This window comes from Macrococcus bovicus (genome assembly GCF_004359575.1).
Taxonomy (GTDB): domain Bacteria; phylum Bacillota; class Bacilli; order Staphylococcales; family Staphylococcaceae; genus Macrococcus; species Macrococcus bovicus.
The window spans coordinates 1-17,000 of record NZ_SCWF01000001.1 but is presented as its reverse complement, the minus strand read 5'-3'; the positions used below and the strand labels follow the sequence as shown (position 1 = coordinate 17,000).

21 protein-coding genes and 1 pseudogene are annotated in these 17,000 nt (G+C 43.1%); 6 read left to right on the top strand and 16 right to left on the bottom strand.

Annotated features, from left to right (window positions below; all coding sequences use genetic code 11):
- The first annotated feature begins 28 nt into the window (after positions 1-28).
- Together ERX55_RS00110 and ERX55_RS00105 are read left to right on the top strand one after the other, a co-directional pair.
- A complete protein-coding gene (locus tag ERX55_RS00110) occupies positions 29-1,474 on the top strand; it encodes an amino acid permease (RefSeq protein WP_133450557.1) in 1,446 nt (481 codons plus the stop codon).
- A gap of 70 nt (positions 1,475-1,544) precedes the next feature.
- The gene (locus ERX55_RS00105; protein WP_133450556.1) at positions 1,545-1,865 is read left to right on the top strand and encodes a hypothetical protein; all 321 of its coding nucleotides are present in this window, start codon (positions 1,545-1,547) and stop codon (positions 1,863-1,865) included.
- Positions 1,866-1,888: 23 nt separating this feature from the next.
- Here the strand turns inward: ERX55_RS00105 and panD are convergent, their stop codons facing one another.
- The 3 genes from panD to panB are packed head-to-tail and all read right to left on the bottom strand — an operon-like array spanning position 1,889 to position 3,925.
- Positions 1,889-2,272 carry an aspartate 1-decarboxylase gene (gene panD / locus ERX55_RS00100; protein WP_133450555.1) on the bottom strand — a complete coding sequence of 128 codons (384 nt, stop codon included), beginning with the start codon at positions 2,270-2,272 and terminating at the stop codon, positions 1,889-1,891.
- Complete coding sequence (gene panC / locus ERX55_RS00095) at positions 2,269-3,123, bottom strand: pantoate--beta-alanine ligase (RefSeq protein ID WP_133450554.1); 855 nt, start codon at positions 3,121-3,123, stop codon at positions 2,269-2,271. Before panC ends, panD begins: the two co-directional genes overlap by 4 nt.
- Positions 3,116-3,925 carry a 3-methyl-2-oxobutanoate hydroxymethyltransferase gene (gene panB / locus ERX55_RS00090; RefSeq protein ID WP_133450553.1) on the bottom strand — a complete coding sequence of 270 codons (810 nt, stop codon included), beginning with the start codon at positions 3,923-3,925 and terminating at the stop codon, positions 3,116-3,118. The genes panC and panB overlap by 8 nt, the downstream gene beginning before the upstream one ends.
- Before the next feature lie 79 nt (positions 3,926-4,004).
- Here panB and ERX55_RS00085 point away from each other — a divergent pair, with 79 nt between their 5' ends.
- Complete coding sequence (locus ERX55_RS00085; RefSeq protein ID WP_133450552.1) at positions 4,005-4,859, top strand: oxidoreductase; 855 nt, start codon at positions 4,005-4,007, stop codon at positions 4,857-4,859.
- A gap of 6 nt (positions 4,860-4,865) precedes the next feature.
- Here the strand turns inward: ERX55_RS00085 and ERX55_RS00080 are convergent, their stop codons facing one another.
- The 4 genes from ERX55_RS00080 to ERX55_RS00065 are packed head-to-tail and all read right to left on the bottom strand — an operon-like array spanning position 4,866 to position 8,799.
- Positions 4,866-5,672, bottom strand: coding sequence for a Cof-type HAD-IIB family hydrolase (locus tag ERX55_RS00080; protein WP_133450551.1), 807 nt, complete (start codon positions 5,670-5,672; stop codon positions 4,866-4,868).
- A gap of 18 nt (positions 5,673-5,690) precedes the next feature.
- The gene (thrB, locus tag ERX55_RS00075) at positions 5,691-6,572 is read right to left on the bottom strand and encodes a homoserine kinase (protein ID WP_133450550.1); all 882 of its coding nucleotides are present in this window, start codon (positions 6,570-6,572) and stop codon (positions 5,691-5,693) included.
- On the bottom strand, positions 6,569-7,633 hold the full coding sequence (gene thrC, locus ERX55_RS00070) for a threonine synthase (protein ID WP_133450549.1): 1,065 nt from the start codon (positions 7,631-7,633) through the stop codon (positions 6,569-6,571). Before thrC ends, thrB begins: the two co-directional genes overlap by 4 nt.
- Positions 7,630-8,799 carry a homoserine dehydrogenase gene (locus tag ERX55_RS00065; protein ID WP_133450548.1) on the bottom strand — a complete coding sequence of 390 codons (1,170 nt, stop codon included), beginning with the start codon at positions 8,797-8,799 and terminating at the stop codon, positions 7,630-7,632. The genes thrC and ERX55_RS00065 overlap by 4 nt, the downstream gene beginning before the upstream one ends.
- 108 nt (positions 8,800-8,907) lie before the next feature.
- Between ERX55_RS00065 and ERX55_RS00060 the strand changes: the two genes are divergently transcribed.
- Positions 8,908-10,251, top strand: a complete 1,344-nt coding sequence (locus ERX55_RS00060; RefSeq protein WP_133450547.1) for an aspartate kinase — start codon at positions 8,908-8,910, stop codon at positions 10,249-10,251.
- 22 nt (positions 10,252-10,273) lie between these two features.
- Here the strand turns inward: ERX55_RS00060 and ERX55_RS00055 are convergent, their stop codons facing one another.
- The 3 genes from ERX55_RS00055 to ERX55_RS00045 form a co-directional block, all read right to left on the bottom strand.
- The gene (locus ERX55_RS00055; protein WP_133450546.1) at positions 10,274-11,305 is read right to left on the bottom strand and encodes a DUF2332 family protein; all 1,032 of its coding nucleotides are present in this window, start codon (positions 11,303-11,305) and stop codon (positions 10,274-10,276) included.
- A 77-nt stretch (positions 11,306-11,382) separates the two neighbouring features.
- Positions 11,383-11,790 carry a MarR family winged helix-turn-helix transcriptional regulator gene (locus ERX55_RS00050; protein WP_133450545.1) on the bottom strand — a complete coding sequence of 136 codons (408 nt, stop codon included), beginning with the start codon at positions 11,788-11,790 and terminating at the stop codon, positions 11,383-11,385.
- A gap of 135 nt (positions 11,791-11,925) precedes the next feature.
- Positions 11,926-12,411: an arsinothricin resistance N-acetyltransferase ArsN1 family A gene (locus ERX55_RS00045; protein WP_133450544.1), complete on the bottom strand. Its 486-nt coding sequence runs from the start codon at positions 12,409-12,411 to the stop codon at positions 11,926-11,928.
- Between the two features lie 231 nt (positions 12,412-12,642).
- Between ERX55_RS00045 and ERX55_RS00040 the strand changes: the two genes are divergently transcribed.
- A complete protein-coding gene (locus ERX55_RS00040; protein ID WP_133450543.1) occupies positions 12,643-13,188 on the top strand; it encodes a hypothetical protein in 546 nt (181 codons plus the stop codon).
- A 16-nt stretch (positions 13,189-13,204) separates the two neighbouring features.
- On the opposite strand, the gene ERX55_RS00035 is transcribed toward ERX55_RS00040, so the two are convergent.
- The 4 genes and pseudogenes from ERX55_RS00035 to ERX55_RS00020 all read right to left on the bottom strand — a co-directional run.
- The gene (locus ERX55_RS00035; RefSeq protein WP_133450542.1) at positions 13,205-13,609 is read right to left on the bottom strand and encodes an HIT family protein; all 405 of its coding nucleotides are present in this window, start codon (positions 13,607-13,609) and stop codon (positions 13,205-13,207) included.
- A 74-nt stretch (positions 13,610-13,683) separates the two neighbouring features.
- Positions 13,684-13,785, bottom strand: a complete 102-nt coding sequence (locus ERX55_RS11670; RefSeq protein ID WP_133450541.1) for a hypothetical protein — start codon at positions 13,783-13,785, stop codon at positions 13,684-13,686.
- Positions 13,782-14,174 carry a DDE-type integrase/transposase/recombinase gene (locus tag ERX55_RS00025; protein ID WP_133450540.1) on the bottom strand — a complete coding sequence of 131 codons (393 nt, stop codon included), beginning with the start codon at positions 14,172-14,174 and terminating at the stop codon, positions 13,782-13,784. Before ERX55_RS00025 ends, ERX55_RS11670 begins: the two co-directional genes overlap by 4 nt.
- Positions 14,159-14,548 (bottom strand): annotated as a pseudogene (locus tag ERX55_RS00020) (JAB domain-containing protein); the annotation flags it as partial. The gene ERX55_RS00025 and the pseudogene ERX55_RS00020, both read right to left, overlap by 16 nt.
- 912 nt (positions 14,549-15,460) lie before the next feature.
- Between ERX55_RS00020 and ERX55_RS00015 the strand changes: the two are divergent.
- Positions 15,461-15,790, top strand: coding sequence for a DUF6568 family protein (locus ERX55_RS00015; RefSeq protein ID WP_133450538.1), 330 nt, complete (start codon positions 15,461-15,463; stop codon positions 15,788-15,790).
- Between the two features lie 129 nt (positions 15,791-15,919).
- Here ERX55_RS00015 and ERX55_RS00010 read toward each other — a convergent pair whose 3' ends face one another.
- Both ERX55_RS00010 and ERX55_RS00005 read right to left on the bottom strand, forming a co-directional pair.
- On the bottom strand, positions 15,920-16,210 hold the full coding sequence (locus tag ERX55_RS00010; protein WP_133450537.1) for a hypothetical protein: 291 nt from the start codon (positions 16,208-16,210) through the stop codon (positions 15,920-15,922).
- An 11-nt stretch (positions 16,211-16,221) separates the two neighbouring features.
- On the bottom strand, positions 16,222-16,797 hold the full coding sequence (locus ERX55_RS00005) for a hypothetical protein (RefSeq protein ID WP_133450536.1): 576 nt from the start codon (positions 16,795-16,797) through the stop codon (positions 16,222-16,224).
- Positions 16,798-17,000 lie beyond the last annotated feature (203 nt).

Genomic DNA, 17,000 nt, shown 5'->3' with positions numbered 1-17,000 from the left:
ACATAGTTGAAAGAAGGAAGTGAATGGAATGGAACAGAAACAAATGGATAGAGATTTAAAAACCCGCCATATTTCAATGATTGCCATTGGCGGATCGATCGGTACCGGCCTCTTTATGGCGAGCGGCGCCATTGTCAGCCAGGCAGGTCCTGGAGGTGCATTGATCGCCTACATGCTGATCGGTATCATGATTTATTTCTTGATGACCTCTCTCGGAGAACTCGCTACTTTTTATCCTGTCTCAGGTTCATTCAGTGCATATGCGCAGCGGTTTATCGATCCGGCAGCCGGCTTCACTGTCGGTTGGATGTACTGGATCATCTGGTCACTGGTAGCAAGTATAGATATCATCACAGCAGCGAAAGTCCTGTCATACTGGGATACATTCAGTGGCGTCAGCTCACTCGTCTGGTGTTTTGTCTTTTTAGCCCTGTTATTCCTGCTGAACGCCTTCTCCGTTAAATCATTCGGTGAGGCAGAATACTGGTTCTCATTTGTTAAAGTATTGACGATTATTCTCTTCCTGATCATGGGTGTCCTGATGATATTCGGTATCATCGGCGGAGAGCCGGTAGGTCTAAAGAATTTTACAGTCGGCGATGCACCGTTTGTCAACGGGACGCTTGGATTACTGGGTGTTCTGGTCGTTGCGGGCTTCTCGTTTGGCGGCACTGAAGTCGTCGCAGTGACGGCTGGGGAATCAGACAATCCACAGGAATCGATGCCTAAAGCGATCAAGCAAGTCTTCTGGCGTATCCTGATCTTCTACATCGGTTCGATTTTCGTTATCGGCGCCCTTCTTCCTTATACGGATCCGAGACTCCTAAACGAGGCATCTGATGTTGCCATGAGTCCGTTCACGCTGATATTCGAGAAAATCGGTATTTTATTTGCGGCATCTATCATGAACGCAGTCATCTTGACCGCCGTGCTTTCTGCCGGTAACTCCGGGCTGTATGCGACGAGCCGTCTGCTTTATTCTCTCAGTCAGGACAAACAGGCACCTGCTTTTCTCGGCAGACTGAATAAACGCAATATGCCGTTTAACGCGCTGCTGTTAACCACAGCCTTAATCATCATGACCATCATCTATGCACATATCGACATGGGCGGCTATTCCAAACTGCTGAACATGCTGGGTACGCTCGTACTCATCGTCTGGGCTATCAGTGTCCTCAGTCACTTCAGACTGCGTGCTGCCATTAAGGCGCAGCATAAAGATATCAATGGGCTGCTCAGTTACCAAGCACCGCTTCATCCTTTGGGCGATATCGTGGTCATCGGCACTGTGCTATTCCTGCTGATCGGTCAGTCATCCGCTGATATCATGGCGCGCAACTGGCCGAAACTGGTTGAGTCAGTCATCCCGATTCTTATTGCGGTCGGCTCATATCTCATCTATAAAGCGGTGCGTAAAACAAAAGTGATTCCGCTTCATGAAATTGACCTCTCTAAACATCATATGAATCAATAAAAGCAGGGAACTGATGTCAGTTCCCTGCTTTTCAGTTATAATAAAGAAAACGCTGACAAGGAGGATTCCTATGGCTATCGGACAGATTAATATTTTTGATGACGTGATGAAGGAGAATGAGACGTTTGTTATTGTTGTTCAAGGTGTCTACAACAAGAAGGGCCAGCTGATCAAGAAGATTCTGAGGGAATACCCGAGCCTTGATCATACAGCGATGAAACGTCTTTTTGAGCATCTTAAGGACCAGTACTTAAATGAACCGTTCGACACCGATCAGGCATTTTTTGATATCACCGTCTATACCAATGAAGATTATGCCGCTGATCACATTTATGCGCATACAAAACGTCATCGTCATCCTGGTGACGAATGGACCCATACGAGTAAATAAGAGGCCATGGCCTCTTATTTTCTTTATAGAATGATGGTTGCCTCTTTTTCTTCAATCATTTCAACAATCTGATTATGTTCATTCAGGACAGCGACTTTAGGATGATGTAGCCGCGCCTCTTCAGTCGTTAACTGGACATAATTCATGATGATGACAATATCGCCCACTTGAACGAGCCTTGCTGCAGCACCGTTCAGACAGATGACACCACTGCCTCTTTCTCCAGCTATCACATAGGTTTCAAGGCGGGCACCGTTATTGTTATTAACGATAGCGACCTTTTCATTCGGCAAGATATCCACTGCATCAAGTATATCTGCATCTATTGTAATGCTGCCGACATAGTTCAGATCTGCCTGTGTTACTCTTGCACGGTGGATTTTACCATGCATCATCGTTCTGTTCATTCTGATTCTCCTATTATTATATTGTCTATTAAACGTGCGTGACTGAATTTAACTGCAAGAGAGATAAAACACTGTCCGTCGATCTTCTCGGTCTCTGTCAGTTCAGGGTACCGGTAGACAGCTACTTCATCTACAATGCCGTTAGTGTGTTCATTCAAGTAACTTTCGATGGCTGCTTCAATTACTTTTGAATCTCTTGTACCTTCAGTGATTAGCTGTCGGGCCATTTCAAGACTTTCTGACAGATAAGCCGCTTCCTGCCGTTCGGTATCTGTCAGATAGACATTCCGTGAGCTTTTAGCTAGGCCGTCCTTCTCCCGGATAATCTCTACACCGACAATTTCTATATCATGATTGAAGTCTCTGACCATCGCTTCAATGATAGCAAGCTGCTGGGCATCCTTCCTGCCGAAGTAAGCAGCAGAAGGTCTAACTATATTGAAAAGTTTATTGACCACTGTGACCACACCGTCAAAATGGCCCGGACGTTTTGCACCTTCCAGGACATCGGCTAAAGCGCCTACATGCAGCGTGACCGCTGCCGGCTCTGGATACATCTCCTTGGCTTCGGGATGAAAAAGATAATCGATGCCAGCAGATTCTGCAACAGCGAGATCCAGGTCCAGCTGTCTCGGATAAGCATCATAATCCTCATTCGGTCCGAACTGCAGTGGATTAACGAAGACGCTGATCACAGCGATATCATTTTCATGACGCGCCTTTTTCATCAGTGCCTCATGACCTTCATGCAGAGCGCCCATCGTCGGCACAAAACCAATTGAACGCCCCTGCGCTCTGAGTCGACGACTGATGGCAGTCATGTCTTTAACTGTTCTAATTATTTCAGTCATTATTCTTCTCCATTATCTGTACTTTGTAAATATATTCTTCACTCGGAAATCTTTCTGCTCTTACTTCCTCATGGTAAGTCTTTAGTGCCTCAATACCTGGTCGGAAGTCTCCGTATATCTTGACAAATTTCGGCTTGCGTTCTGTACCATACTGCAGAACATCATGATAGACCAATACTTGACCATCCGTCTCTACTCCTGCCCCTATGCCAATCACTGGAATCTTCAGTCGTTCAGCGATATGAGCGGCGAGATCACTTGGTATCGCCTCTAAAACCAGCATTACAGCACCTGCACGCTCAACGGCCAGGGCATCCTGAATCAACTGCTCTGCTGCTTCTTTCGACTTCCCATGCACACTGTAGCCCGTGATGCCGACACTCTGCGGCGTCAGACCAAGATGAGAAACGACCGGTATGCCAATCAGCCTGCATTTCTCAATCAATTCCAGATGAGCGCCTTCTATCTTGATGGCCTCTGCCTTTGTCTCACTGTATAACGTGATGGCACACTTCATATCCTGTTCATCACTGATACCGACACTACCAAATGGCATGTCGACTACCATATAGGTATCAGGTGCACCTCGCCTTGCAGCTTTAGCGTGATGTATCATATCATCAAGTGTGACATAGACTGTACTGTCATAGCCGAGTACTGTCATCCCTAGACTGTCTCCGACGAGGATAATATCAATGCCCGCTTCCTCTACTTGTCTTGCACTCGGATAATCATAAGCTGTCATCATAGAGATTTTGATACTCTCTTGTTTCATTGTCATTAATTCTTTCAATTTTTTCAATATGACCACTTCCTTCTTACATGGATAATTTATTATAATCAAGTATAAGTGAAAAGACTATAACCATAAGGAGCTTATTATGACTAATTTCGCAGTCATCGGTAATGGCGCTGTCGGCAGTGTCATTGCACACGAGCTGAAAAGTGCCGGTAAAAATGTCCGTCTTTTTGGTCGCCAGGAACAGCAGATCATCCTCTCACTGCCGCAGCAGGTGAAACTGAATGTGACGTCACTCGTCGTCAACCAGGAGAAGTTTGACTACATTTTTGTAGCTGTCAAAGCAACTCGTATCGCTGAAATCAAAAGCGCGTTAAACAAAATGTGTCATGACCATACAGTCATCATCGTCTGTCAGAATGGTATCGGCCAGCTCTCTCAGTTCGATATGGCGCCCTCTTTCCAGGCTGCCGTCTATATCAGCGGAGAGAAAAACGGGCTACGAGTCAAGCATTTCCGTGACAAGAAACTGGTCCTGCCAGACCATCCGCTGATGCGCCAGCTTAAGCAGGCCCTCAGTGATACAGCACTTGTCATTGAGATCAGTTCCAGCCAGCTGACGATTATCTGGTATAAGATGCTCGTCAATCTGGGTATCAATACGGTGACTGCCCTGTCCAAGAATACCGCTCAGATCCTGGAATTATCACAGGTTAGAGATTTAGTGCAGACATTGCTGGAGGAAGGCATACTCATAGCCAATACCCACGGTGAATCATTCACACATGAGGTTGTTGATGAGATCATGGCTATCTACGACGGCTATCCGCCTGAAATGGGCACTAGTATGTACTATGACATGCTGGAGGGCCGCCAGCTGGAATATGACTTTATCCAGGGTGAATTCTACAGGCTGGCGCGTCTCTATCATCTGACGACACCAGTACTGGATACTTGCTGTACGCTCTTATCGGCCTATCAATATAAAAAACACTAGAATTCTCTAGTGTTTTAATATATATCGGTCAATGATATCTGCAATACCATCATGATTATGGTCGCCTGTGACAACATCTGCAATCTGCTTGATGCTGTCCTTGCCATTGCCCATCGCGACACCCAGCCCTGCAAACTCCAGCATATCCTTATCATTATCACTGTCTCCGAAAGCCATGACTTCGTGCGGTTGTATGCCCTGTGATTCAGCAAATGCATTCAATGCCACACCTTTAGAAACACCCATAGCCATAAACTCAAGGAAGAAGGGTTTAGAAGTCGTCGCATGAATATCGTTATTAAGACGACCATCAAGCTCACGGTCAGCAGCCGCAATCCTCTCCTCAAAATCCACCGCCATTGCTTTTGGCACATTGCCTTGTACATAATCCTTTAAGTTCTGAACTTCTTTCATCGGCAGACCGGTCAACTCATGCTCTACATTCATATAAGGATGGTGACCTTCATAGACAATCGTGTCATCCATATAGGTCAGAATAAAGAAGCCATGCTTTTTGCAGTAATCATAGACCGCGTCGAACTGAGACTTCGAAAGAGGTTTCTCCTTAACAACAGTCATATCCTTCATCCGGGTCAGAACAGCGCCGTTAAAGCTCAGAATAAATGATTCTCGTTTATCAAGCTCCAGTTCCTTCGCGGCTTTCGTCATACCTGAAGTCGGCCGGCCCGATGCCAGCATGACTTTGACACCTGCAGCCTGCGCTTGGATCAGCGCCTCTCTGGTCCGGTCAGAAATCACATTTTCTGAAGTCATCAGTGTGTCATCCATATCCAGTGCAATCAGTTTATACATTGTGTCACTCCTAGGGTTTTACCTTATCTTAGCACAGATGGCCCCGGTTGTATCAACCGAGACGGCCCTGACAATACAATGCGGCAGCGCAGCAGTCAATAATGCTTCCAGCTCCGGAGAGTCAGGTCTACCCATTACAAACAGCGTAGAACCTGCACCACTGATAAAGAGGCTGCCTTTATCCTGCACCACGCTTTTGACGGCCTGATAATCCTGGATCAGTGCGGCACGATAAGGTTCATGGAAGCGGTCCTGCATCATCAGCTGCCCTGCCAGCTGATAATCTTTCCGGGCAAGGGCGGCGACCAGGACATTGGAGATGGCACTTGCCTCTACCGCTTCAGCGAACGGAAGCGTGCGCGGCAGTACCTGTCTTGCCTCATCTGTCTTCAGTTCGTAGGGCGGTATAACAAGGTAGAGCGGCCACTCTATGGCAGGCAGTGTCATGTAGCGGCATGTCTCGCGGTCATAACAGCCGGCAATGACACCCCCTACTAATGACGGAACGACATTGTCAGGATGTCTCTCTTCCTCTGTAAGAATATCAACCAGCTGCTGCCTGCTTAAATTCAGCCGGCCGTAATGATTGACGAGAAGGAGGCTGGCGATCAGAGCCGTGCCAGAGCTGCCAAGCCCACGCGCCAGAGGAATCTCTGACGTCATCTTGACATGGAGACAGAACGGCTCCACGTTCAGCGTGCGACAGAACTGAGTGACCTGCCGGGCGATAAAATGGGTCTCATCTATTGGTAATGAGGCCAGTTTTTCCCCATGATGTTCAAAGTGCCAGTGCTCTGCTCGCTCAGCTGTGATATCGAGATAGAGGTTGAGTGCCATTCCTAACGAATCAAATCCAGGTCCGAGGTTCGCAGTCGATGCAGGCACACGTATCCGGATCATGATAACTGTCCTTCTATAAAGCGGATGATCGCTTCTTCGTCGTTCTCCAGGACAGCCGGCACTCGCTCGACCTGGTTGATTGCAGTCTGAGGATCTTTCAGGCCGTTTCCTGTCAGCACCGCTACGACTTTCTGACCGCCTGCAAGTTTACCTTGTTCATGAAGTTTAAGAAGGCCGGCGATAGATGCATTACTCGCAGGCTCTGCAAAAACGCCTTCTTTTGTTGTCATCAGCTGGTAGGCAGCTAATATCTCGTCATCCGTCACACTGTCGATCAGCCCTTCAGATGAATCACGCGCTTCAACAGCACGCTGCCAGCTTGCTGGGTTACCGATACGGATCGCTGTGGCTACTGTCTCCGGCTGTGCGATGACTTTATTCTGCACAATAGGTGATGCCCCCTCTGCCTGAAAGCCGTACATTTTCGGCAGCGCAGACCCTTTCTGCTCATGATATTCATTAAATCCTTGCCAGTAGGCCGTGATATTGCCGGCATTACCGACTGGAATGGCCAGCACATCCGGTGCGCTGCCGAGCTGGTCGACAATCTCGAATGCCGCTGTCTTCTGACCCTCAATACGGTAAGGATTGACTGAATTGACGAGCTCAATATCCTCACTCTTGTCCGCAACTCTACGCACAATATTCAGCGCTTCATCAAAGTTACCTTTTATAGAGACAATATCGGCCCCGTATATCATCGCCTGCGCCAGTTTACCGAGTGCTATCTTGCCTTCAGGAATAACGACTATCGTCTTCAGCCCAGCTCGTGCAGCATATGCAGCGGCAGCGGCAGACGTATTGCCGGTAGAGGCACAGATGACAACCTTGCGCCCTGCCTCCTTGGCTTTAGCTACAGCCATGACCATGCCGCGGTCTTTGAATGAACCCGTCGGATTGGCCCCCTCGTACTTCGCATACAGCTCAATATTCAGCTGTTCAGATAAATAAGGCAGATGAATCAGCGGGGTATTACCCTCATTCAGCGTCAGTAACGGTGTTTTTTCTGTAATTGGAAGAAATTCCTTATATGCGTGTAATAACCCTTGCCATCTCATTATTCTGCACCTTCAATCTGATAAATTTTCAACTCCGGCTGATTCAGCTGCTTCAGTTCAGCCTCATTCACTTCGTAGGCATAGTGATCCTCATACTGAGCGCATGGTCCGGACAGTCCGATCTTCCGCTTGCTGATGACCACATAACGTCTACCGGGTTGCTGCTGACATTTACCGAGCGTAAAATGCGGCGGCAGTGTATGTTTCTTCGTCTCCAGCTGGCTGATCACATACATGAGGTCACTGACTACAGCACTGCCCGTCGCAAGGCTCCCTGCCCCGCGTCCATAGAACATCGTATCGCCTACAGCATCCCCGTCGACATAGATCGCATTATATTCATTTTCAACATGCGCGAGCTGATGCTTGTCGCTCAGCAGACACGGCTTAACAGAGGCCTGGACATGTTCACCGTCATACGAGGCCTGCCCTATCAGTTTAATCCGGTAACCGAGTGCTTGAGCGAGCTTGATATCTCTGAGACTGACGTCACGTATGCCTGTGACGTCACAGTCCTCTAACCGGATAAATGCGTTGAAGGCGAGATAACTCGTAATCACCACTTTACGCTGTGCATCGATACCGTCGACATCAGCTGTTGGATCCGCTTCAGCAAAACCTTGTTCAGTTGCAAGCTGCAGCGCTTCTTCAAATGACAGATTATCGTGCGTCATTTTGCTTAGAATAAAGTTAGACGTCCCATTAAAGATGCCCATAAAATGATGGATGGCATTTGCATTCAGGCCGTTGTTGATGGCATTAACAATCGGGATGCCTCCCGCCACGCTTGCTTCATATTTCAAAGCGGCTTGCCGTTCAGCCGCCAAGGTCTCAAGCTCCTCCAGGTGCGCGGCCAGCATATCCTTGTTAGCGGTCACAACATGAACCCCCCTGTTCAGGAAATGACGGATATAGGAAATAGTCGGTTCTATGCCGCCCATGACCTCTATTACTATATCAAGATCATCGCCCAGGATATCATCAATATTATCTGTCAGATGATAAGGAGACAGGTCCACCTCACGTTGCTTATTGATATTCTTCACATAGATATGCTTAATATTCAGTTCTGTCTGCATGCAGTCCTTCAGTTGCTGCTGATTCTGCTCTAATATTCTGATGACACCACTGCCGACTGTACCCATTCCTAATATCGCTATATTAATCATCACAAAACTCCTTTGTACTTTCAGTAAAAACAATTGTCCGTTTGTAATGGATTATTAGTTATAGTATAACTGAAACTATAGACTAATCAAGTGGAAAGAAGGTTTCACATGAAAATATGTAAATTCGGCGGCTCTTCTGTCAGCAGTGCAGAGCAGATTAAAAAGATTTTGAATATCGTCAACCAGGATCTTGACAGGAATATCATCATCGTGTCAGCGCCAGGTAAAAGAAATGACAAAGACACGAAAGTGACTGACCTGCTGATCCAGATCTATCAGGCAGTGATGGCGGGCCGAGACTACTCAAGTCAGCTGGAAGCGGTGATAGAACGGTTTGAGGAAATTGCGGAAGAACTTAATCTCAGATACTCTATCAAGCATCAGATAAGGGCAGAACTGACTCACATCATCGCCTCGCTTCGTGACAGGCCTCTCTATCTTCTGGATGCGCTCAAATCATGCGGAGAAAATTTTAATGCACAGCTCATCGCTCAGTTTAATGTTGAGCAAGGCGTCCCTACCCGCTACTTATCACCGCTGGACATCGGACTCATGGTGACTGATCAACCCGGTAATGCCATGATACTGCCGGATAGCTACGAGACGATCCGTGAACGTCTAAGCAGCTATCATGAAAAAATTATTGTCCCCGGTTTCTTCGGCTATTCAGAGGCAAAAGAAATCATCACTTTCTCACGCGGCGGTTCAGATTTGACAGGTGCAATCATCTCACGGGCCATGAACGCTGAACTCTATGAAAACTTTACAGACGTCAGCGGCATCTACAGTGCAAGTCCGATGATTATCCGTCAGCCGAAAAAGATAGATGAACTCACCTATGATGAAATGCGGGAACTTTCCTATGCCGGTTTCAAGGTCTTTCATGATGAGGCTGTAGCGCCGCTCATTCACACCGGTATACCTGTCGTCATCAAAAATACAAATGACCCGGCAGCACCCGGCACCCGTATAGTGTCAGCCCATGCATCCACGGGGGTTGTAGGGGTCAGCTGTGATACGGGCTTTACGAGCATCAATATGAAGAAATATCTGATGAACAGAGAAATAGGCTTCACACGGAAATTACTGACGATACTGGAAGAGATGCAGCTCTCATATGATCATATGCCATCCGGTATTGATAACATCAGCATCGTCCTCAGAAGTCATCAGTTAACAGGCAAACTGACAGCGCTGATCAGCAGAATCCAGCAGGAACTCAGCGTCGATGAAATCGATGTGGAGGAAGATCTGGCCATTTTGATGATTGTCGGTGAAGGGATGAAGACGGCTGTCGGCACTGCTAACAAAGCGACTGCTGCCCTCAGCCGGCAGCAGGTCAACCTGAAGATGATCAATCAAGGTTCATCAGAGATTTCTATGATGTTCGGTCTAGATGCCAATCAGGCAGAGACAGCAGTCAAGGCTGTCTATGAGGCATTTTTCCATTAGAAAAGACACCTCGTGAGGTGTCTTAAAGTACGAGCGGCTGTCCGAGCAGCCACTCTATTTTCATTTTGTCCAGTTCAAGATGAGCCAGTTTCTCTCGTTTGATGACTTTATTATGTGTGTAATCTATAAAAATGTCCTGTCCGAACAGCTGATGATGAATATGATAGATCTCCTTCGTTGCTGAATAGCGCTGAATCAGCTCAAGGAGGGCTATTTTTTTCTCGTCAGACCAGTTCTTCGTATGATGGATATGAAATATGACGACCGGTTCATCATCCGGCATAATCATCAAAGTCTTCTCCAGTAAATCCAGCTCATCTCCTTCAAGCAGTTCGACAGGATGCGCCAGAAAGATATCACGTGCCTTCTTCAGATTATGGCGACGCTTGACTTCTTCCGGATAGAATAAACTCATCATCCAGTTAAAAGCCTCTTCCTCTTCTATCCGTATAACATCAGATGACAGGCCGTATTTCAGACGTGGATGTGTCAGCGGTCTTAATGTGTCATGCGGGTAGCCTTTGATCTTCATCTTGATATTAATATCTTCTGTGTGACCCACTTTATGGTTCTTGTTAAACGTATAACCATACCAGTCATAATTAAGGAGCAGCCCTGCTTTCGTCCCTAATTCAATCACGTTAAAACTCTCACGCTCAGATTGCTCCGTCATATAGTGAAAGATAGGAATCAACAGTGCAGAGCGTTCGACGATATTTTTCTTCAGATCACCGCTGCGGGCAAGAATCATGATTTCATCTAAATGCGAGGTGACAAATGACTTATAGACTTCAAAACCACGGGCATCCATTTCCAGAGGATGCTCCGAAAAGTTTAAGTAATAGTTTCTCAGCTCATGTTCTGTAGTGTATAAAGTGCTTAAGACGGCAGACATGAAGAGCGGGATGAACTGTTTATTGCCTGTAAACGGGCTAAGCAGCCCCTTCATCTCTTTATCTTCTGCCATATGCTGCCCCAGTTGGTGGTATAAAGGACTTTTCTCTTCAACAGCATTGCTGTAGGCTAGCATGATTTCCTTATATTTTAAAGCCATGATGGTTTGTTCTCCTATCGGCTGTTTATTGAAGAGTAATCATACTATAAAAACGTATTAAAATAAAGAAAAGTGGATTAAAAGAGTTGACAAAGTTGAGTTTTTAAGTCATATGAAAAATCATCGAAAAAACTTTCAGCCGCCTGTTCAATAATCGGCTCCATCTCCTCAATAAGACTGAGACCCATAGATGTTAAATAGACATTCTTCGCACGAGTGTCAGAACGTGAGTCCTGTCTTCTGATGAGTCGCCGACTTTCAAGATTTCGGAGAATCGTTGAAAGTGTCATTACATCTATCCCAGTCTGTTCACTGATCATGGACTGAGTCATTCTTCTGCCTGAAGCCTCTAATATATGCATGCCGTTTAATACTCTGAACTGGGGGTAGGTGATATCATAACCCTTCAATATTTGACGGCTTAAGGCCGTCCATTCAGACTGCAATGTCTGCAGATTTTTTATTGCCAATAATCCTTCACTCATCAAATCGACCTCTTCTTTTATATATCTACTTATATTATAAACACTTATAGAATATATTACAAATGCTATTAAATCAATACATTATAATTCATCCTGTTAACGAAAGTGAAATAAAAAAGCATACGAACGTATGCTTTAAATGAGTTTCTCCATAATTCTGACGTTATAGTATTGTCCGTTCTGGTACCCGTGGTTTTCAAAGATGCCAATATCTCTGAAGCCACATTTCAGATAGAGTTGATGCGCTGATTCATTAACCTCCAGCACCATCAGCATCATTTTATGAAAATGATTGGCCTGAGCACTTTTTTCGAGAGCGCTGAGCAGCTGGCGACCAATTCCTTTTCCTCTTTGATTGCGATCAATATAGATAGAAAGTTCTGCAACACCTTCATAGGCAGCCCGGTAACGATAAGGCTGTAAAGCTGTCCAGCCCACAACCACACCCTCCTCTTCAATCACTAATTTGGTATAGCGTTCCGAGCGGTCGAACAACCACAGACGCACTTCCTCTTCTGTTTTTCCTCTTACTTCAAGTGTCGCTATTCCATCCTCTATGCCTTGATTATATATAGCGGTAATAGCCGAAAGGTCTCTTAGTTCTCCTGGTCTGATATTCAATGATGTGCCTCACTTCATGTTAGATTACTGCTAAGATTATTTTATATCTCACACCTCATACTGTAAATTACAAAATAGAGTAAATATAAATCTTATTACTGCTTACAAAACTTTAATATTTTCATGAAGCAGATTGCTTGGTCATTTAAGATTCTGGTCTTATAATAGGACTATTCTTCTGGAAGACCCAGCTCTTTCAGAAATCATCTTATACAGAAAGCCGGAATTGATATGAACCATAAAATCATAGCAGGTTCAGTACTGACGTCAGCTCTCTTGCTGTCAGCACTCAGTCACACCACACAAGCTCATGCCTTTGAGAAATCCATCAACCATACTGTCTATAACATCGAACAGGAAATGGACAGCGTCATTAATGGACCCGAACAGTTACCTCACGAATCTCTGGCAGACGCGGCTGCGATCGGGGAAAGCAGAGCAATCCATAATCTGACTTTCACATTAACGAAAGTGAAAGCAGCACAGGAAGAGGATGCGAGTCTGCCTGATGATATTGTGACCGTCTACTATACCGTCAAAAACACATCAGCTGCACCCTACTATGCGGGTCAAAGCGCGACAATTTATTATCAAGGTAAAACGGCAGATGCCTATGCCCTTTCTTCTGATAAGTCAGCAATGATTCAACCGGGTGACACAGCTGAAGTGAGCCAGTCATTCAGATTGAATCCAGAGATTAAACAGTTTGACGTAGAAGTCGGTCCTCTATTTGATATAAACGGTCACAAAGCACTCTATAAAGCATCAGAACATTAACCGGACTGCAGATTAATCATCTGCGGTCTTTTTTTAATAGCATCTCAATCCTACGAGTAATTTGAGAGTCATGCTTTTCAACATGAATCCCGTTCCAGAAATTATCTTTCACATATCTGGGAATAAGATGAACATGAAAATGTGTGTTCTGATCCATCATTTTTCCATTGTTAAAAACGACCGTCACACCTACCCCTACTTCCCTTTCCAGCAGAGTGATTAATTCCTTCTGTAAATCTGCTATATCTGATACTTCTTCTGTTAAAAGGTCACAATAATTCATGACATGACGCTTGGATATAATCAGTAAATGCCCATACTGGATTGGATCAATATCAAAGACGACTTTAAAGTAATGTGATGTCATAAGAATTTGTTCTTTCTTAAGATGGTGACAGAAAATACATGTTTCTGAAGGCATATCATCCCTCCATTAATGACAGCCATAGAATCCTATACTTTAGAGGTAAGTGTCCCAGAAAAAGTCGTGGTCTGTCAACATAATATTGGACAGTTTTTATAGAACATTTCTTTATATTCCTTCGGAGTTAGATCATTCAACGCACCGTGCGGTCTGACATTGTTATACCAGTTCACATAATCAAAAGTTCAATATTCAAATGATTGAGAGAAAGAAAGTGAAATTGATTAATAAATTCGGTCTTCACCGCTTTAAAAGTTGTTTCAGCAACCGCATTACCATACGGACATCCTTTCATACTCAATGATCTCTGAATACCGAAGGTATCAAGCACTTCATTAATGAGATGATTATCAAATTCTTTTCCTCTGTCGGTATGAAACATCTGTACCTCCCTCAGATCATGCCTGATGGTGCTGAGAGCTGCTGAAACGAGACAACTATCTTTCCGGCGTCCTGCACTGTAGCCAACTATTTCACGGTTAAAGAGATCAATAAACAGACATATGTAATGCCATTTTCCTGCCACCTTTACATATGTCAGGTCGCTCACAAGCACTTCCATCGGCCTTTCTCTCTGATTGATACGTAATCCCCGTTTCCAATAACCACATGGTCTAGGACCTCTATGCCGAATAAGGTTCTACAGTTTATCAAACGGTTTGTCGCTTCGATATCTTCCTGGCTCGGAGTCGGGTCTCCTGATGGATGGTTATGAACTATAATGATATTCACTGTTGCATATCTAAGGGTTATCCTGAATATTTCTCTCGGATGGACAATTGAAGCATTCAATGACCCTTTGAACACCATTTCTCTATGGATGACCTGGTTTTTAGTATTCAGACATAACATATGAAGTTCTTCTTGTGATTTTCCTCTAAGTTCTGGCATCATTAAATCACTTACGTCTGTCGGTGACTTTATTCTATCAATTTCATCCGTTCGATTATATGCGATAAAATCCTCTGCGATTGTCAGTAGTTTTTTCTTGTCATTAGGCGTCAGTTTTTTATGACTGTTGATGAAATGTAAATCCAGTATTTCATGAATAGATAAATGTTTTGTGACCTCCTGACCACTTTTCGATAATAACTTCCATAAATTATTCTGTTTCATTTTCATCTTCTCCTTTTTTCTACAACACGGTCTTGAGTGTTTTCCGTGTGTGATTAAATTTTTACAGAATAGAAAGAGTATCAGAAGAAAAAGCGTGCAAGGCAGCTCGCTGAACGAAGTGATCCCTTGCACGCTTTTTTTAGTTGAATACCAGATTTATTTGGTAGTAAAACTCTGATGCTATTCTATGACGTGAAAAATTTGCACACGGACAAACACGACCGGGTTTGAAAAGGTTCAATCAAAGCTGTCGGGTGATTTTTCCCGACTGTTTACCTTAAAATACATTATTTTGATTCGCTCATTGCCTCTGAGAACATTCGAGAAACCTTTTGCGGGTAAGTGTGCACAAAAACCACTCAGAATCGTAATGATCTTAATCGTTTTATTTAATATGGTCTGCAATTAGATTTATCCTATCTAATTGCTCTAAAAATAATCATATCCTCATTTCAAACAAAACTGATTTATGATGTTGTTCTGTATAGACAGAACAGAGCCTTAAATTTACCTTAAAATAATATTATTTATAATTTTTTACAAATAAGTAATGCTATACTATGCGTGTAGCTGCAATAGTAATATATTATTTGAGAAAGGATTGAATTTAGATCATTAAATCTATTTATTCTAATTTACGAAAATGAAAAAAACTTTTTTCATCTCGATACTATCGTTACTTATCTTAATATCACTATCATTTCTAAATTTAAAAAATAGTGAACAAAAAAAATTACTAGTTATAAGGGATTTGAAAAGGTTTTGACACAAAAAGATGAGCAGGCTTTTATTTTTATAGGAAGGCCTTCCTGCGATTATTGTGTCGTACTAAAGCCACTATTTTATAAAGCAATTCAACAGACAAAATTTAAGGGATACGAGCTTAATACCGATTCCATTAAAAACAAAACTGATAGAGAAAAATTAGAAAAATTATTTGCAAAACTAAATATTGATAGCGTACCCATTATTATAAGTAATGAAAATCCAGAAAAACGTTATACAGGTGATAGCAAAGTAGAAAAAATCGTTCAATTTATGGAGGAAAAGAATCATGAATAAAAAATTCTATCAGTATCTTCAGTAATTGGTAATTCCTTCACTAGATATTTTTGAGCTGAGTTCATTTTAATCATCCCCCTATAATATAGTAATGCTATAGACTAACTGATTTCATTATTTATAATCAACTTAAAATACAGTTTCTATTTTGTGCAGACTCGTATCACTGAAAATCTCTCTTAAAGATAAATCATCTATTTTGACTTCATTTATAAAGATTTGATTATCTTTGAAAAATTTTGATATCTGTTTTCCATCATGCCACAATGTTCTGCCTTCTCCTTGATTAGATATAAAATAAATCTGATTATCATATAAAAACTCAACTTCACGCCCTGTTTCTAAATAATATAGAAAATGATTATATTCAATAGGATAACCTGCTGGCACGTCTTGAAAATCTTCATATTTATCTTTCATATAACTCCTCCTTAATGACCACTTCTTTTACCATTGATCCAAGTATGTCGATGAGGAAACTTTACTCCCGGCTGAGCTGCATGTCTGTAATCTATATCTACATCTGCATTGCCATTTTTGTCATAGTATCTGCGCTGCTTTACACCTTTACTATCTTTTAAATCTTTTGATGACCTTGCCTTACCTTTAATAGGTAAAGATGACTTTGTGGATGTTGACTGGGTAGAATGATTCTCAGTTTTAGTTCCTTTTTTCTTAGCATCTTGATATGATTTTTCTGCGAAGTATACAGTTATCTTGTTATATAAATAACTTCCTGCTTTGACTGTTACTCCTGCGACTACAATTGCTCCCGTTGCCAAGATTAAGACTTCACCTACGCCGGGTACAAAATAACCTGTACCTACTGCTATAGGTATCGCATAGGTAGTCACACCCGTCTGATTTTTTGGGGGTATATAAGTATTTGGAAGTGGTACTATTTCATTCTCTTTATAAAAATTCGTATTTAGCCATTCTTTTGGAATATCATTCTTTGACTTAAAAACATAAGTATTTTTATTTTTAAAAAGTTTATTTAAAAACAAAAAACTTATTGATGGAGAAAATATTCTGGATGAATTTTTATATTTATTGATTTATACTCTAAAAATTTATTGTTGTTGTCAATAACGCCTTAAAAATCCTCAAAAACAACGGAATAAAATTCCTCATTTATTGCTAAAGTTGAACCGGGATAATACCCGCCTGTTTCTTCTCTTTCATTCTGAAAGATTCCCCCTTGATGTTG

Coding starts and splice junctions, on each gene's coding strand:
- ERX55_RS00105 (WP_133450556.1), top strand. CDS start 1,545: ATGGCTATCGGACAGATTAATATTTTTGATGACGTGATGAAGGAGAAT.
- ERX55_RS00085 (WP_133450552.1), top strand. CDS start 4,005: ATGACTAATTTCGCAGTCATCGGTAATGGCGCTGTCGGCAGTGTCATT.
- ERX55_RS00025 (WP_133450540.1), bottom strand. CDS start 14,174: ATGGAAGTGCTTGTGAGCGACCTGACATATGTAAAGGTGGCAGGAAAA.
- panD (WP_133450555.1), bottom strand. CDS start 2,272: ATGAACAGAACGATGATGCATGGTAAAATCCACCGTGCAAGAGTAACA.
- panC (WP_133450554.1), bottom strand. CDS start 3,123: ATGACTGAAATAATTAGAACAGTTAAAGACATGACTGCCATCAGTCGT.
- ERX55_RS00055 (WP_133450546.1), bottom strand. CDS start 11,305: ATGGCTTTAAAATATAAGGAAATCATGCTAGCCTACAGCAATGCTGTT.
- ERX55_RS00040 (WP_133450543.1), top strand. CDS start 12,643: ATGAACCATAAAATCATAGCAGGTTCAGTACTGACGTCAGCTCTCTTG.
- ERX55_RS00010 (WP_133450537.1), bottom strand. CDS start 16,210: ATGAAAGATAAATATGAAGATTTTCAAGACGTGCCAGCAGGTTATCCT.
- ERX55_RS00110 (WP_133450557.1), top strand. CDS start 29: ATGGAACAGAAACAAATGGATAGAGATTTAAAAACCCGCCATATTTCA.
- ERX55_RS00035 (WP_133450542.1), bottom strand. CDS start 13,609: ATGCCTTCAGAAACATGTATTTTCTGTCACCATCTTAAGAAAGAACAA.
- ERX55_RS00065 (WP_133450548.1), bottom strand. CDS start 8,799: ATGATTAATATAGCGATATTAGGAATGGGTACAGTCGGCAGTGGTGTC.
- ERX55_RS00050 (WP_133450545.1), bottom strand. CDS start 11,790: ATGAGTGAAGGATTATTGGCAATAAAAAATCTGCAGACATTGCAGTCT.
- thrB (WP_133450550.1), bottom strand. CDS start 6,572: ATGATCCGGATACGTGTGCCTGCATCGACTGCGAACCTCGGACCTGGA.
- ERX55_RS00060 (WP_133450547.1), top strand. CDS start 8,908: ATGAAAATATGTAAATTCGGCGGCTCTTCTGTCAGCAGTGCAGAGCAG.
- ERX55_RS00080 (WP_133450551.1), bottom strand. CDS start 5,672: ATGTATAAACTGATTGCACTGGATATGGATGACACACTGATGACTTCA.